The 16,285-nt window shown below is 54.2% G+C and carries 15 protein-coding genes; 9 read left to right on the forward strand and 6 right to left on the reverse strand.

The window, feature by feature from the left end; translation table 11 throughout:
* The first annotated feature begins 62 nt into the window (after positions 1–62).
* Both glnB and glyA read left to right on the forward strand, forming a co-directional pair.
* Positions 63–401: a nitrogen regulatory protein P-II gene (glnB, locus tag ACL2XP_RS05175; RefSeq protein ID WP_162368436.1), complete on the forward strand. Its 339-nt coding sequence runs from the start codon at positions 63–65 to the stop codon at positions 399–401.
* Positions 402–685: 284 nt separating this feature from the next.
* Complete coding sequence (glyA, locus tag ACL2XP_RS05180) at positions 686–1,939, forward strand: serine hydroxymethyltransferase (protein ID WP_413737490.1); 1,254 nt, start codon at positions 686–688, stop codon at positions 1,937–1,939.
* 95 nt (positions 1,940–2,034) lie between these two features.
* On the opposite strand, the gene csiE is transcribed toward glyA, so the two are convergent.
* From csiE to suhB, 5 genes are all read right to left on the reverse strand, one after another.
* Entirely contained in the window at positions 2,035–3,312 is a 1,278-nt protein-coding gene (csiE, locus tag ACL2XP_RS05185; RefSeq protein ID WP_413737491.1) for a stationary phase inducible protein CsiE, read from the reverse strand.
* 433 nt (positions 3,313–3,745) lie between these two features.
* Positions 3,746–4,726: an Ig-like domain-containing protein gene (locus ACL2XP_RS05190; protein WP_413737492.1), complete on the reverse strand. Its 981-nt coding sequence runs from the start codon at positions 4,724–4,726 to the stop codon at positions 3,746–3,748.
* 39 nt (positions 4,727–4,765) lie between these two features.
* The gene (locus ACL2XP_RS05195; RefSeq protein ID WP_413737493.1) at positions 4,766–5,698 is read right to left on the reverse strand and encodes an Ig-like domain-containing protein; all 933 of its coding nucleotides are present in this window, start codon (positions 5,696–5,698) and stop codon (positions 4,766–4,768) included.
* 116 nt (positions 5,699–5,814) lie between these two features.
* Positions 5,815–6,753 (reverse strand): Ig-like domain-containing protein, encoded by a 939-nt coding sequence (locus tag ACL2XP_RS05200; RefSeq protein ID WP_413737495.1) that lies wholly within the window; start codon positions 6,751–6,753, stop codon positions 5,815–5,817.
* Between the two features lie 357 nt (positions 6,754–7,110).
* Entirely contained in the window at positions 7,111–7,914 is an 804-nt protein-coding gene (suhB, locus tag ACL2XP_RS05205) for an inositol-1-monophosphatase (protein ID WP_413737496.1), read from the reverse strand.
* A 117-nt stretch (positions 7,915–8,031) separates the two neighbouring features.
* Between suhB and trmJ the strand changes: the two genes are divergently transcribed.
* From trmJ to sseB, 5 genes are all read left to right on the forward strand, one after another.
* Positions 8,032–8,775, forward strand: coding sequence for a tRNA (cytosine(32)/uridine(32)-2'-O)-methyltransferase TrmJ (gene trmJ, locus ACL2XP_RS05210; protein ID WP_413739088.1), 744 nt, complete (start codon positions 8,032–8,034; stop codon positions 8,773–8,775).
* A gap of 139 nt (positions 8,776–8,914) precedes the next feature.
* Positions 8,915–9,409: a Fe-S cluster assembly transcriptional regulator IscR gene (gene iscR, locus ACL2XP_RS05215; RefSeq protein ID WP_413737497.1), complete on the forward strand. Its 495-nt coding sequence runs from the start codon at positions 8,915–8,917 to the stop codon at positions 9,407–9,409.
* A gap of 51 nt (positions 9,410–9,460) precedes the next feature.
* Positions 9,461–10,675, forward strand: coding sequence for an IscS subfamily cysteine desulfurase (locus tag ACL2XP_RS05220; protein WP_413737499.1), 1,215 nt, complete (start codon positions 9,461–9,463; stop codon positions 10,673–10,675).
* 277 nt (positions 10,676–10,952) lie between these two features.
* A complete protein-coding gene (pepB, locus tag ACL2XP_RS05225; protein ID WP_413737500.1) occupies positions 10,953–12,251 on the forward strand; it encodes an aminopeptidase PepB in 1,299 nt (432 codons plus the stop codon).
* Positions 12,252–12,280: 29 nt separating this feature from the next.
* Positions 12,281–13,087, forward strand: a complete 807-nt coding sequence (sseB, locus tag ACL2XP_RS05230; RefSeq protein ID WP_413737502.1) for an enhanced serine sensitivity protein SseB — start codon at positions 12,281–12,283, stop codon at positions 13,085–13,087.
* A gap of 66 nt (positions 13,088–13,153) precedes the next feature.
* Here the strand turns inward: sseB and sseA are convergent, their stop codons facing one another.
* Complete coding sequence (gene sseA, locus ACL2XP_RS05235) at positions 13,154–14,008, reverse strand: 3-mercaptopyruvate sulfurtransferase (protein WP_413737503.1); 855 nt, start codon at positions 14,006–14,008, stop codon at positions 13,154–13,156.
* Between the two features lie 476 nt (positions 14,009–14,484).
* Between sseA and ndk the strand changes: the two genes are divergently transcribed.
* Complete coding sequence (ndk, locus tag ACL2XP_RS05240; RefSeq protein ID WP_413737504.1) at positions 14,485–14,916, forward strand: nucleoside-diphosphate kinase; 432 nt, start codon at positions 14,485–14,487, stop codon at positions 14,914–14,916.
* A 169-nt stretch (positions 14,917–15,085) separates the two neighbouring features.
* Positions 15,086–16,273, forward strand: a complete 1,188-nt coding sequence (locus ACL2XP_RS05245; RefSeq protein ID WP_413737505.1) for a bifunctional tRNA (adenosine(37)-C2)-methyltransferase TrmG/ribosomal RNA large subunit methyltransferase RlmN — start codon at positions 15,086–15,088, stop codon at positions 16,271–16,273.
* The last annotated feature ends 12 nt before the right edge of the window (positions 16,274–16,285 follow it).

Below are 16,285 nucleotides of genomic sequence, written 5' to 3' on the forward strand. Positions count from 1 at the left end.
TCTGTTGTTTGTTCCGATGACATGCGGCAAGCGCCGCCAATCAGCTTGCAAAGGGTGCTGTAATGAAGAAAATCGATGCGATTATCAAACCGTTCAAACTGGACGATGTACGTGAGGCGTTGGCGGAAGTCGGCATTACCGGCATGACCGTAACCGAGGTCAAGGGCTTCGGGCGCCAGAAAGGCCATACCGAGCTTTACCGCGGCGCGGAATACATGGTGGATTTTTTGCCGAAAGTAAAAATCGAGCTGGTGGTGTCGGATGATATCGTCGACAGCTGCGTGGACACCATCATGCACACCGCCCAGACCGGTAAAATCGGTGACGGCAAGATCTTTGTGTTCGACGTGGCGCGGGTGGTTCGCATCCGTACCGGCGAACAGGACGAAGAAGCCATTTAATACAGCGGTCGGCTTGTCCCGGTGCTCGAACCGGCCGGGGTGGCCCGCTGCCCGTCATGAAAAAATCCTCCGCCGGCGTGAAAAAATATCCCGATCCCCGTCCAACCCCCGTCAGCCGCCAGCCCCAGGGCAGTGCAACGGAATCGTTTGCGTAAAAACCATGGCCAGACCCTATCGGAGCAGGGGCAAAAAAGTTTACACTATCCCCATGGCCTTACCGGATTTTACTCGCCTTTTTTATTGACAAATTCAGCCAGCCGAGCCAGCTGATCCAGGAGAAGCGGATGTTAAAGCGTGAAATGAACATTGCAGATTATGATGCCGAACTATGGCAGGCAATGGAGCAGGAAGTGGTGCGCCAGGAAGAGCACATCGAGCTGATTGCTTCGGAAAACTACACCAGCCCGCGCGTGATGCAGGCGCAGGGTTCGCAGCTGACCAATAAATATGCTGAAGGCTATCCGGGCAAACGCTACTATGGCGGCTGTGAATTTGTCGATGTGGTCGAGCAACTGGCCATCGATCGCGCCAAGGCGCTGTTCGGCGCCGATTATGCCAACGTGCAGCCCCACTCCGGTTCCCAGGCGAATTTCGCCGTCTATACCGCCCTCCTGCAGCCGGGCGATACCGTGCTGGGCATGAACCTGGCCCACGGCGGCCATCTGACCCATGGTTCCCCGGTCAACTTCTCCGGCAAACTCTATAACATCATTCCTTACGGCATCGATGAAAGCGGCCATATCGATTATGCGGAGCTGGCGCAACTGGCCCAGGCCCATAAGCCGAAAATGATTATCGGCGGTTTCTCCGCATACTCCGGCATCGTGGATTGGGCCAGGATGCGTGAAATCGCGGACAGCGTCGGCGCCTACCTGTTTGTGGATATGGCCCACGTGGCGGGGCTGATTGCCGCCGACGTCTATCCGAACCCGGTACCCCATGCCCACGTGGTCACCACCACCACCCATAAGACCCTGGCCGGTCCGCGCGGCGGCCTGATCCTGGCCAAGGGCGGCAGCGAAGAGCTGTATAAGAAGCTTAACTCCGCGGTATTCCCCGGCGGCCAGGGCGGCCCGCTGATGCATGTCATCGCAGGCAAAGCGGTGGCGCTGAAAGAAGCCATGGAACCCGAATTCCGTATTTATCAGCAGCAGGTGGCCAAGAATGCCAAGGCCATGGTAGCGGTATTCCTGGAACGCGGTTACAACATCGTTTCGGGCGGCACCGATAACCATCTGTTCCTGCTGGATCTGGTGGATAAAAACCTGACCGGTAAAGAGGCGGATGCCGCTCTGGGCCGCGCCAACATCACGGTGAATAAAAACGCAGTGCCCAACGATCCGAAAAGCCCGTTTGTCACCTCAGGCATTCGCATCGGTACCCCGGCGGTTACCCGCCGCGGTTTTAACGAGCAGGATGTACGTGCGCTGGCCGGCTGGATCTGCGATGTGCTCGACAGCATCAACGATGAAGCGGTAATTGAACGCACCAAACAAAAAGTGCTGGAAATCTGCGCCCGCTACCCGGTTTATGCCTGAAATGGGATCTGAATCCCGGCATCGTTAACGCCGGGATCGATTTTCACAAGGCTCTTGTTGCCAAGAGCCTTTTTTTGGCCGCAGCGCAGGCGGGATTAAGCTTTCCCGGACCCGGCGGGGGCCTCAAGCAATTGACGGATTCGCTCTTGCTGCGATTGTACCAGGGGCAGGCGCACCAACATTAGAGGCGGCGAGAACAGCGGCAGCGGCATGGCGAAAGGGGTAACGATCAGCACGGTATTTTTGGGCGCGCCATGGGCCTGAAATTCTTCCATCTCCTGGAATTTAATATTCAGCGGCAATAATGTTAATTCGCGTATCTGCAACTCCAGCAATTTTTCCTGTATGCCATCGCTCTTGGTCAGGATGACCACCTGCTTTTCCTGCAAATCGTTATCCTGCATCAGCCAGGCGCCGAAAATCACCGCGACCAGCCCCATCTCCTCGCGGGAAAAGCGAATGCGGTATGCAGCCTCGAAAGGCATCACCGCGGCGCGGGTAGTGCGCAGCAGGCGGGGATATTTTTCCTCCACCTCGGGTTGCAGGCTATTGTCGATGCCGATATGAAAATGGCAGCGCTCCAGCGCGGCGCTGAGATGAGAGAATAATTGACCGGCCAGCAGCTCCGGCTGGTTAAAGCTCATGGCGGATAGCCGCTCGAAATTCTGGATCAATCGCTCAATTTCCACCATCAGCCGCCGATCGCAACCTGAGCGGGACTGGGGATGATGGGGCGTTTTAAGCTGGTCGACCAGCAGCGTAAAGCAGAGCAATTCGGCGGCGGGAATGGGCCAGTGCCGCAATGCTTCGCATATCCTGGGGTATTCCGCCTTCTGTTGCAGCCATTGCTGCTGATGCTGGTTGAACTCGGGATGTTGCGGCAACGGGCACTGCGTGAGGGCGTAACGCAGATAGAGCGACAGGAAAGGGCGATCGTATGGCGCGACCGCGCGGCCGAGCAGCCCGGTATACTGCTCGATGACTTCTTCGAGCTGTTCATGGCTGGCATGAAATTCGGGGGGTACCCGGCCCCACTGCTGTTCCTGCAGCGGCAAAAAATACCGGTTGACTTTATCCGGACAAAGGCGCAGGGCCCTGCGCATGCCTTCAATCAGGCACAGCCGCTGGTTTAAAATATTGCCTTCGATCCGGTAGCTTCCGTCATGGTGCGTCGCCAGAGTTAGATGGTAGATGCGGCGGATCTCGCTCTCAATGTGCGCCAGATCGCGCCGCGTCGTCGGCATGTCGTCGCCGTTATAACGGGACAACGATACCAGCGACAAGGATGGCAGCGGCGCAAAAAGCATTAAAAGCAAATGACTGCGGCGTTGCGGGCCGGAAAGCGCTGGCACCGCGGGGGTGTGCAGGCTCATGGATAACGATGCCCTTGGTTAAAAGTTTATAGCTAAGAATAGCGAAAATTTTTGCCAAGCGGGCCGCTTGCTGATTTTGTTTATGCTTTATCAGAGCGGGGTCACATTTTGCCAATAATCCGCCCACCGAAAATGGGATGCCTAAGCGAGGGGCATCAGCGGCTTTTCCCTATGTTATGAAATAAAAGCGCAGTTATTTACATGCTGATAATTATGAATGTTCAATATTTTATTAAAATTAACCGAATTTTAATAAAGGCCGGGCACGCAATCAACGGTACCCGATCATCTTAGCGACCTGCCAAACGGTCGGGCATTGTCCGAGAAACCTGGCCTGTATAAATATTACTGCCTCCCGTACGGCGTTTAGGACAGTTTGTATCGATATGGAGTTGATTTGACCTGGTGATTTTTATAGCTTAATCATTGAAAGCTATATTGGACCATTGTCCCATACGCTTATTAAAGTTTCAGTGAGATTATTAAAACTATAATATCTCTGGGAAAATGCCCTGCCACCATTAACAGAGGCACGCAAAACTATTTCACTTAAATCATTTTTTAGTAATGTCACATTCGGGTCAAAGAAGTAGCAGCCAAGCGTGGCTTCGGATTCAGAAAAACTGCAATTAGATGTACAGTTTAATATCTGAGAGGGCGATCTATCTAGTTTAATTGTATAAAAATGATCTTGCAATAAATTATACCCTGCGAGTAACGTTTGAGTACCTATAAAACCATGCAGAGATAAAGTGCGCGTACCGAGTAAAATAGGATATTTTGACGAAAAATTTAAGCCAACGCTAATGCTTTGTCCCGGAGGAGTTTGCGACTTGGCCGTTACGGAAATATTGCCAACAACATTGCTTGAGATTTGCAGCGTTGCTATGCCCTGGTTATTGGTTGTAATTATAGACGGATAATTTGCCTGGCCATTGGTTGATATGCTTAAAGGATGATTGGCTACAACGGCGCCGGTTTGCTGATTGCGAAATATAAATTCGACGATATTCTGGCTATTACCATTGGCCTGGGCATTATTGGTGATGATATTCGCTGTCAGTATAGGTGAGCTGTATTCCGGAACACCACGAAAATATGAATTTGCATATGCGATGTGTCCCACATAGGTGGCCCTGAGCGAAACAGTTTCATTCACCGTATTGGTGAAATGGGCGGTTGCAGTCCCCTGGGCCCCCGTAGTGACAGAGATAGTTTGGCTATTATTATTAAACCGCGCGCTGCCTGTCAACGCTAAGTTTATTACGGTGCCCGGAGACGGAGTAACGTTAAGCGTCAATCTAACCGTTGCGACATTCGTGTCGGTACCGTTGGCAATCGCATCAGAGGTGGCCGTCAAGGTCAATTGCGTGCCGGCGTTTGTTTCTTCCGGGGTAGTATGGGTGATATTCATTATGTTTTCTCCTATGGATGACGAAAAAATTACAAATATTTATGTGAAATTAAAAATAAATGATGTTTTAATATCAGGGTTGGCTTGTAAAGAAACTAGATATGTAATTTCCATCTGATTAGCACTAGTGGCATAGATGGTGATTTCACCGAATGAATTAGTAATCAGCTGAGACGGCGGGAATGGGCTTCCCAATTCGTTATAATTTATAACCATATCCGGTACACCGCGGTTGGTATTTAAATCATAAAGCCTAACGCGCGCCACGTTAGTACTATGGGAATCAGCCGGTTGATTATTGAGTATAAGTTCGGGATATAGTTCGTAATTTGGCGGTACAGCGATAAAATTGGTGGTGATGGTTCTCGAAATCGTCGGCGCTATGGCAAGGGTGGCGGTAACGCTGGCATTGCCTGGGAGGACGTTGGTCAATGAGACCTCAGCCGTCCCATTGACATTGGTAATAATTGACGATGACGAAAGTATAGCGCCATTTGTGGCAGATAAGTTAAGCTGGGCATTGCCAACCGGCTGGTTGGAATCGCGTAATGAAAAACTGACTCTGTTGGCATTGCTACCATTGGCCACTTGATTATTCACCAGCACTTGACCAGTAAGATTATATTGCGGCTCAGGGACATGCGCTTGAAAAAACGTATCGGCATAAGAGGTTAAATTAGCATAAGCGGCGGTGACGGTGACCGTTTCAATTGTCCGGTTGGTTATAGGTACGCTAATTCGGCCTGAAGTATCGGTTGATACCATACTAGTGTTTGAGCCATTGGAAAATTGAGCGCTACCGGTCACGGACAAAGCCACCCATGCGGGGTTAGGCCGTTCCCCTTGATAATATATTACGTTAACTGTGATGATATTAGTGGCAATGCCATTTGCTTCAGCGCCACTGGTAACAGATAAGGTCAGTCTAATATTAGAGCTTGGGGTTATAGGGGATGGTTTTATTGACGACATGTGTTACCTCACTATTATATATCTTAAATGTAAATTTAGTTTGTCGCAATAATTGATGTTTAATATAATGGCAATTTATTGTACTTGTATGTTTAAATATTATATTTTGATTGTAATTATTGTACGAAATTTAGGCTGAAATCGACGCTTACAGTGTTGTCTCCGGTGAGTTCAGCACGGTAATGCCATGTGCGTGCAATCGTATCGCTAACGATATATATATATCGCCCATCGTTTTCAGTTATTCTCGCTGTTATGCTCGGCGCATTGTTAAGCGCAATAATATTAAATGGTTCATTTCCCGCTGGTGTCCCAGAGTTAATATCATTAATATATATTATAACCGCATTTCTATCAGTCCCATTGGCGATTGCATTATTAGTAATAATCTCGGCAGAGATCTGGTATGCCGGTAAGGCCGGAATGAACCTTACAAAGGTGTGGTTATCAGCCGAGGGATCAGCATGAAGTGACGCTGAAACTATCACTTCCTCTGCTGCAGCGTTTCGGATGTGTAATGTGAATTGTCCCTCGTTATTGGTTAAACCTAAATAACTATGGAGAATTGCGCTACCCGTAACGCTAAATTGTATTACTGCATCATTTACCGGCAATTGGCTCGCAGTGTTTATTACTGTATAATTTATTATATTTTCATGGCCGGTTTGTGCCTGTGCGTTATCAATTATTACTTTTGCACTAATGTATTGAGCAGGGAAGATAGTAAAATTACTGAACACAGTATTATTAACAATATGAGGTCCATTGTATTGACAAATTATATCAATGCACTCCGCTACATTATCCACAAAAGGGACGGTAGCTTCACCGATATTGTTTGTTTTGACCGTCAGGCTTTTTTGGTCTGGGATGAAAATGGCATGGCCAGTTAAATTAAACGTTAAATCCCGGCCGCTCAGCATCCGATCACCTGAGCGTAGTTTAGCCGTAGCCGTATTAGTGTCGTAGCCATTCGCACGTGCGCCCGATGTCGCGGCAAGCTCCAGAACAATACTCTTGTCCGCTACAGTTTCCGGTGCGAAACGAGTGTGCATAGGTCACCTCTGCTAAATCTTTGATGCGATTTTATAATATATATGAAGATACATGGAATATCTTCTTCAATAGTATTATTTATGTTTTAGTTAAGTGGTATGCAGTATTTATTTTTTGGATTTCATATATTTCTCATGAAGTTAAAAAATGAAAGGCATAGCATATTAATGTTGTTATATATGCTCGGTAACTATGGGTCAATTCTATTATTAGCCATTCAGTATATTAAAAAAAGCAAGGTGGCGTCACTACGTTCTTTTAGCGTAGTTAAAGAAACATAATAGAGGGTGGGATCAGGGAGGGTGATAACCGTTCATCACTCGAACGCCCGTCCGATCGGACGGGCGCCAACGCCGTTAACGCTTAAGCGCGTCGCTTAGCTCTTCGCGCATGGCCGACAGCATGGACTTGACCACGCGCGGGTTGCCCGCCACCAGATTGCCGGATTGCAGGTAATTATGGCCGCCGACAAAATCGGTCACCAGGCCGCCGGCTTCCCGCACCAGCAGCTCGCCGCCGGCGTAATCCCAAGGCTTCAGGCCAATCTCAAAAAAGCCGTCCACCCGGCCGGCCGCGACATAGGCCAGATCCAGGGCGGCGGAGCCGCTGCGGCGAAAATCCGCGCACTGCTTGAACAGTTTGCCGACCAGGTTCATATAAGTATCGGAGTGTTGTTTCAGCTTGAACGGGAAACCGGTGGCGATAATCGTGCCTTCCAGATCGCGGGAGGTGCTGCCGCGCAGGCGGTAGCCGTTTAGCTGGGTGCCCTGGCCGCGGGTGGCCGAGAACAGCTCGTTGCGCATGGGATCGTAGACTACCGCCACTTCTGTGCGGCCTTTAATGCGCACGGCAATGGAAACGGCAAAATGAGGCAAGTGTTTGATAAAATTGGTGGTGCCATCCAGCGGGTCGATAATCCATTGTACGTCTTGATCTTCACCGGCCAGCTCGCCGCACTCTTCGCTGATAATGGTGTGCTGGGGATAAGATTTACGGATAACTTCAATGATCAAGCGTTCCGCTTCGCGATCGACGTTGGTCACGAAGTCATTGTCGCCTTTCTGGCTGGCTTCAACGGCGTCAGGGGTTTCGTAATGTTTAGCAATTAAATTACCGGCCTTTCGCGCAGCGCGAATGGCGATGTTGAGCATCGGATGCATGGATATCGTCCACTAAGATGTTAAAGAACTAAAACGGCGCGGATTATAGCAGAGCCGCAGCAAAATGCCTACGACTGTGATAATATATTGCCCACTTCTCCTTTGCCTTATAAGACTATGCTGCACAATATTCGCGTCGTTCTGGTTGAAACCTCCCACACCGGCAATATCGGGTCCGCCGCCCGGGCCATGAAGACCATGGGCCTGAGCAATCTCTATCTGGTCAATCCGCTGACCAAACCCGATTCACAGGCCATTGCCTTGTCCGCCGGCGCCAGCGATATTATCGGCAACGCCACCATCGTCGACAGCCTTGACGAGGCGTTGGCCGGATGCAGCCTGGTGGTCGGCACCAGCGCCCGTTCCCGCACGCTGCCGTGGCCGATGCTGGAACCGCGGGAATGCGGGGTCAAATGCGTCCAGGAAGGCGAACAGGCGCCGGTGGCCCTGCTGTTCGGCCGCGAGCGCGTCGGCCTGACCAATGACGAGTTGCAAAAATGTCACTTTCACGTGGTGATACCGGCAAATCCGGAATACAGTTCGTTAAATCTGGCCATGGCGGTGCAAATCCTGGCCTATGAAGTCCGGATCGCCTACCTCGACCATCAGCAGGCCGCCGTCGTCCAGGCGCCGGAGCGCGACGTCTCTCCCTATCCCCTGGTGGACGAACTCGAACGTTTTTACCAACATTTGGAGCAGGTGCTGATCCAGACCGGCTTTATCCGCCAGGCCCATCCCGGGCAGGTGATGAATAAACTGCGGCGCCTGTTTGCCCGCGCGCGTCCTGAAACCCAGGAATTGCATATTCTGCGCGGCATTTTAACCTCCATCGAGCATCAGCCGGTGACCAAAAAAGATTAAGCTGTCGGGGTTTTATCCCCGGGGCGGCAAGTGTGATGTCGGTCGGGAATACTTGAGTGAAATGGTTGGTTAAATAGTTGACTAAATTAGTCAGGAATGGCAGACTTTTGGCATATTTCACCCATCGGGACACATCATCATGAGACTCACTTCCAAAGGCCGCTATGCGGTAACCGCTATGCTGGACGTTGCTTTGCATTCCAATGACGGCCCCGTGCCGCTGGCGGAAATTTCCGAGCGCCAGGGCATTTCCCTTTCCTATCTTGAGCAACTGTTTTCCCGTTTACGGAAAAACGAACTGGTTGCCAGCGTCCGCGGTCCGGGCGGCGGTTATTTGCTGGGTAAGGCCGCCGATCAAATCGCCGTCGGCGCCATTATCACCGCCGTTGATGAATCCGTCGACGCTACCCGCTGCCAGGGTAAAGAAGGCTGCCAAAACGGCGATCGCTGCCTCACGCATACCCTGTGGCGCGATCTCAGCGTGCGCATCAGCGATTTTCTGAATAATATTTCCCTGGCCGAGCTGGTGAATAACGAAGAGATCCTGGACGTCGCCGACCGGCAGAACAATGAAATCCGCCGTACCGCCAACGGCCGGGTGCAAGAAACCATTAACGTTAATCTGCGCGCATAAGCAGAAATACGACGACTGTTGCATTGGCAGTTTTTCAGGGGCATATGAGCAATGAAATTACCGATCTATCTGGACTATTCGGCCACCACGCCCGCCGATCCGCGGGTCGCTGAAAAAATGATGCAGTGTTTAACCCTGGACGGTATTTTCGGCAATCCGGCTTCCCGCTCCCATCGTTTTGGCTGGCAGGCGGAAGAAGCGGTGGATATCGCACGTAATCAAATCGCAGAATTGGTGGGTGCCGATCCGCGTGAAATCGTGTTTACCTCCGGCGCCACGGAATCGGATAACCTGGCCATAAAAGGCGCGGCCCAGTTCAATCGGGACAAAGGCCGGCATATCATTACCAGCCAGACAGAACATAAAGCCGTACTGGATACCTGCGCCCAATTGGAGCGGGAAGGGTTCGACGTGACCTATCTGGTGCCGCAGCGCAACGGTATTATTGAATTATCGCAGTTGGAGCACGCCCTGCGCGCCGACACCATCCTGGTCTCGATCATGCATGTGAACAATGAAATCGGCGTGATACAGGACATTGCGGCCATGGGCGAATGGTGTCGCGGCCGCGGGATTATTTTCCATGTGGACGCCACCCAAAGCGTGGGCAAGCTCCCTATCGACCTGGCGCAATTAAAGGTTGATTTAATGTCGTTCTCCGGCCATAAAATTTATGGGCCGAAGGGCATCGGCGCGCTATATGTCAGCCGCAAACCCCGGGTGCGCATCGATGCGCAAATGCATGGCGGCGGCCACGAGCGCGGCATGCGTTCCGGTACCCTGCCGGTACACCAGATTGTCGGCATGGGCGAAGCCTACCGCATCGCCAAAGCGGAAATGGCCGTTGAGTCGCCCCGCCTGCTCGCGCTGCGCGACCGGCTGTGGGCCGGCCTCAAGGATATAGATGAGGTCTACCTTAACGGTTGCCTGGAGCGGGGCGCCCCGAATATCCTCAACGTGAGTTTTAATTTTGTGGAAGGCGAATCCCTGATCATGGCGTTAAAGGATTTGGCGGTGTCTTCCGGCTCGGCCTGTACTTCCGCCAGCCTGGAGCCGTCATATGTCCTGCGCGCCCTCGGCGTGGAAGACGAATTGGCGCATAGCTCCATTCGTTTTTCCCTGGGTCGTTATACCACCGCCGAGGAAATCGATTATGCCATCGGGCTGGTGCGCCAATCCATCGGCCGCCTGCGCGAACTCTCCCCAGAGTGGGCTTCGTTTAAACAGGGCGCTGCCAGCCACGGCGGCATTGTCGCGCGGTCCTGAGTCAGTCCTGCGGTCCTGAATCCCGTATGCCCTGCGGTGCCGCCCTCCCGGCGCGACACACTATAATCAGCCCATTCCCGACCGTGGCGCCGCGTTATTTCAAGCCGCGCCGATGAACGCCCCCCTGTCATCCTGTTGTCATCCGCCTTGGCGACCATGCGGGGTCCGGCATGCAGGGACGAGAGAAAAAAACCTGGCGGGGAGCCCGCCAGTCTGGTTAGATGTGCGCAAGATGGCGCTACATAGCACTATACACAACAATTATCGGAGCCAGGTTATGACAACCGAAGCGATGCTGGTCATGTTATCCACGGAACCAGCCGACGCCCGCTGGGGCGAAAAAACGCTGGTAAGCGCTAACGAAAGCGGTATGACGATTCATCTGACCGGCGAGAACCGCCTGGTGAATATTCAGCGCGCCGCTCGTAAGATTGACGGGCAAGGCATTAAGCATGTCCGCCTGGAAGGCGATGGTTGGGATCTGGAAAGCTGCTGGTCTTTTTGGCAGGGTTATCGCGGTCCTAAAGGGCAGCGCGACGTCGTATGGCCCGACCTGGCCGCCGAGGCGCGCCGGGAGCTGGACAGCCGGCTGAAAATTATCGATTGGGTACGCCACACCATTAATACGCCGGCGGAAGAGCTTGGCCCCGAGCAACTGGCGCAGCGCGCGGTGGATATGATGTGTTTCGTCGCCTGCGATGCGGTGAAGTACCGTATCACCAAGGCCGAGGATTTGCGTGACAACAACTATATGGGCATTCATACCGTGGGCCGTGGTTCCGATCGGCAGCCGGTACTGCTGTCCCTGGATTACAATCCCAGCGGCAATCCGGATGAACCGGTGCTGGCCTGTCTGGTGGGCAAAGGCATTACCTTTGATACCGGCGGCTATAGCCTCAAAGGCAGCAGCAATATGGATTCGATGAAATCCGATATGGGCGGCGCGGCGCTGGTTACCGGCGCGCTGGCGCTGGCCATCGCCCGTGGCCTGACCAAACGCGTGCGCCTTTATCTGTGCTGCGCCGACAATATGGTGAGCGGCAATGCCTTCAAGTTGGGCGATATTATCCGCTATCGTAACGGTAAAAGCGTTGAAGTCATGAATACCGACGCCGAAGGCCGCCTGGTGCTGGCGGACGGGCTGATCGACGCCTCGGCGAAAAAACCGCGAATTATCATCGACTGCGCCACGCTGACCGGCGCCGCCAAAACCGCGCTGGGTAATGATTACCATGCTCTGCTAAGCTTTGACGATGCGCTGGCGCAATCGTTGCTCGACAGCGCCGCCCAGGAAAACGAACCGTTCTGGCGTCTGCCCCTGGCCGAGTTTCATCGCGCCCAGCTACCGTCCAACTTTGCCGATTTAAGCAATATGGCGGGCGGGGCCTATACCGCAGGGGCCAGCACCGCGGCGGGATTCCTGTCGCATTTCGTTGAGAATTACCGCCAGGGCTGGCTGCATATCGACTGTTCCGCCACCTATCGCAAGAGCGCGGTGGATCAATGGTCGGCGGGCGCGACCGGGTTGGGCGTGCGTACGCTGGCCAACCTGTTGTTGGCCCAGGCGGCCGGGTAATGTAGCGTTGGCGATAGCAGGAAACAGTCATGAGTACACCAGAAGATAATGCGCTGGAGCAGGCGCTGCGGCTTGCGGCCAATGAACCGGCCCATCGTCCCGCGTTTTTTAATTTATTGCTCGATTCCACGGTCTATGTGCTGGGAGATGCAGGCGATGGCTGGATCGCCGGGGCCGCCCGCCACGATAGTGAACAGCCGGTCAATTTGCAGCATTGGGAAAAACCCGACGGTACCAGCACGATCCCGTTTTTTACCTCGTTGGAGGCATTGCAGCGGGCCCAGCGGCAGGGCGACGATCGGCCGCAGCCGTTCCTGGCGCTGCCGACCCGCACGCTGTTCGCCATGACCGCCGGCGCGGAGTTGTTTCTGAATCCGAAGCTGCCTTACGGCAAGGAGTTTGGCCCGGACGAGATTGCCGCCCTGATGATGAATGAAGGAGATGCGTTAACCGAGCGCGAGATCCTTGAGGGTGAAATGCGTATTACCCTGAGCGATACGCCGGAAAAACCCGCGCAAATGATCGACTCCCTGACGCGGCTGTTCGCCGATGTCAAGCAGGTACGCCGGGCGTTTATCGTGCAGGTGCGCGACGATCCGCGGGAAGATCCGCATTGGCTGATAGGCCTGGAGTGCGAAGGTAACGAAGAGGCCGCCATCCAGGCGGTGGGACGGGTCGCCACCGACACCGCTCCGGATGAACAGCCGGTGGATATTTGCCTGGTGGGCGAGGACGCGGCGGGTATCAGCCACTATTTTATCCACCATATTACGCCGTTTTACGTGCGTAAATGGGGCAGTTGGCTGCGCAGCCTGCACGATAACGCGCCCCACTGACGAAGCCGGCCGCGCCGGCCGCAACGCAACATCCCGCGGCCGGCGCCACTAACCCTCGCAACCGTATCAGCGCGCCGCGCCGCCCTCAATGGGGAGGTCATCCCTGGCGCCCCATTCGCTCCAGGACCCGTCATAAAGCGCCACGTCCGTTACCCCCAGCGCGCTCAAGGCCAGCACCACGACCGCCGCCGTCACCCCGGAACCGCAACTGGCCACCAGCGGCCGGCCCAGGTCCACTCCCGCCTTATCCAACAGCGCCGCCAATTCATCATCTGGTTTCAGCTGCCCGTCGCGCACCAAATCGCTCCAGGGCAGATTCACGCTGCCGGGAATATGGCCGCGATGCAGGCCGGGGCGGGGTTCCGGCGCTTCGCCGCTGAACCGGGCCGCCGGTCGCGCATCGATAATTTGCGCCGAATGCCCGGCGATAATCTCGCCGATCGCGGTTAAATCCCTGACCCGGGCGGTGTCAAACCGTCCCTGGAACTGCTCGGGCGCCGGACTGACCGGCCCTTGGGACAGCGGCAGCCCTTCCCGCTGCCAGCCCGCCAGCCCGCCGGCCAGGATCGATACCTGCCGCACCCCGGCGATGGATAACATCCACCATGCCCTGGGGGCGGAAAACAGCGTTCCTTCATCATAAATCACCAGATGCTGCCGTTCGGTGATGCCCAATTCCCCCATGGCGCGGGCGAAATCCTCCGGCGCGGGCAGCATATGCGGCAAGGCCGTGCCGCGATCGGACAGCTCTTCCACGTCAAAAAACACCGCCTGCGGCAGATGCCCGGCCAGATACTCCAGCTTGATATCGCGCGGCCCCTGATAACCGGGCGGCAACATACGCGCGTCGATAACGCGCACCTGCGGATCGGCCAAATGGGCCTGCAGCCAGCGGGGGGACACAAACAGGGATGTCGTCATGGCAAGACTCCTCACGGCAAGACTCCGGTAATCCGGCCGGGCGGTCGCAGCGCCGGCGGGGGATGAACATAAACACCCATTGTCGGGGATTTTCCGCACCTCGACAAGCGGATCGCGAGCGTGCGCCGCCGGCGCTGAAAATCTTGGCGAAATGGCGCCTTACGCGCGTTATCGGAGTAAATTTAATGTTAATGTCTGGCGCGCAAAAACCGGATTTGCCAAGGGCTTAGCGCCGATTCGGGCAGGCAAGGACTATTTTAACCGGTTGCTTGCTATTTGCGCTGGCATAAAAATAATTTTTATGGAAAATAGAATAGCCCCTTGAAAAGTAGGGAATAAGCTAAATTTTTTTTAACTAAATGTTGCGTTTCTGATAGGCAAGCGCCTATCCAATCCCTATAATCTGCGCCACTTAAACCGGCCGGCATAACAACCGATTAACCCGGCCCCCATTGCTGTGTAACATAGAGGTCATAATGACGATAGAACGTACTTTATCCATTTTAAAACCCAATGCGGTGGCAAAGAATGCCATTGGCGCAATTTATACCCGTTTTGAAAGCGCCGGATTTACCATTGTTGCTGCCAAAATGTTGCAACTCACCCGCGAACAGGCTGAAGGTTTTTATGCCGAGCACAAGGGCAAGCCTTTCTTTGATGGACTGGTAGGTTTTATGATCTCCGGGCCGGTAATGGTTCAGGTCTTGGAAAGCGAAAACGCCGTGCACCGCAACCGCGATATCATGGGCGCGACCAACCCCGCCAATGCGCTGGCCGGTACCCTGCGCGCCGATTATGCCGACAGTTTCACCGAGAACGCGGTGCATGGCTCCGACGCGGTGGAATCTGCCGAGCGGGAGATCGCTTATTTCTTCAGCGCTGATGAAATTTGCCCGCGTACCCGTTAATCGCCGCCGCATAATCGATAAAAAAGCCGGGCTTGTGCTTTTAAGCCGCGCGGCTCTGCGCTAAAATCTATTCCCAATGCGCCCTGGATGAGAGCCAATCCGCACTCCGCCGGGGCATTTCTTTATCTTTTCCACGCCATAACGTGTAATAACGAGGCATTCTTACATTATGTCAGATCCATTAATCCCTGACGTGCTCTTAGCAGCGCCGTCCGTTTCGGCTACCGCCGACTCCGTGCCCGCCAGCCAAAAACTGAATCTTCTGGACATGAATCGCCAGCAGATGCGTGAGTTTTTCGCCGGCCTGGGTGAGAAGCCTTTTCGTGCCGATCAGGTCATGAAATGGATGTACCACTACTGCTGCGATGATTTCGATCAGATGACGGATATCAATAAGCATCTGCGCGCCAAGCTCAAGGACCTGACCGAAATCCGCGCGCCGGAAGTGGCCAGCGAGCAGCGCTCCACCGACGGTACCATCAAATGGGCGATCCAGGTCGGCGGCCAGCAGGTCGAAACCGTTTATATCCCGGAAGAAGACCGCGCCACCCTGTGCGTGTCGTCCCAGGTGGGCTGCGCCCTGCAATGCACTTTTTGCTCCACGGGCCAACAGGGTTTCAACCGCAACCTGCGGGTGTCGGAAATTATCGGCCAGGTCTGGCGCGCCGCCAAGATTATCGGCGCCGTCGGGGTCACCGGCCAGCGGCCCATAACCAACGTCGTCATGATGGGCATGGGCGAGCCGTTGCTCAACCTCAACAATGTGGTGCCGGCCATGGAAATCATGCTGGACGATTTTGGCTTCGGCCTGTCCAAGCGCCGCGTGACGTTGTCCACGTCGGGGGTGGTGCCGGCGCTCGACAAGCTGGGTGAAATGATCGACGTGGCGCTGGCCATCTCACTGCATGCCCCTACCGATGCCATTCGTGATGAAATCGTCCCCATCAATAAGAAATATAATATTGAAACCTTCTTGAGTTCGGTACGGCGGTATCTGGATAAATCCAATGCCAACCAGGGGAGGGTGACGGTGGAATACGTCATGCTGGATCATATCAACGACGGCACCGAGCACGCGCATCAACTGGCGGAGTGCCTGAAAGACACGCCGTGTAAAATCAACCTCATTCCCTGGAACCCCTTCCCGGGGGCGCCTTACGGCCGCAGCTCCAACAGCCGCGTCGATCGTTTTTCCAAGGTGCTGATGGACTATGGTTTTACCACCATCGTGCGTAAGACTCGCGGCGATGATATCGATGCGGCCTGCGGCCAGCTGGCCGGCGACGTGATCGATCGCACCAAAAGAACGCTGCGCAAGCGCCAGGCCGGCGAAGCCATCGAGGTCAAAGCCGTCTGACGGCGAACTCCG

This window comes from Sodalis sp. RH21 (assembly GCF_047324175.1).
GTDB lineage: Bacteria > Pseudomonadota > Gammaproteobacteria > Enterobacterales > Enterobacteriaceae > Acerihabitans.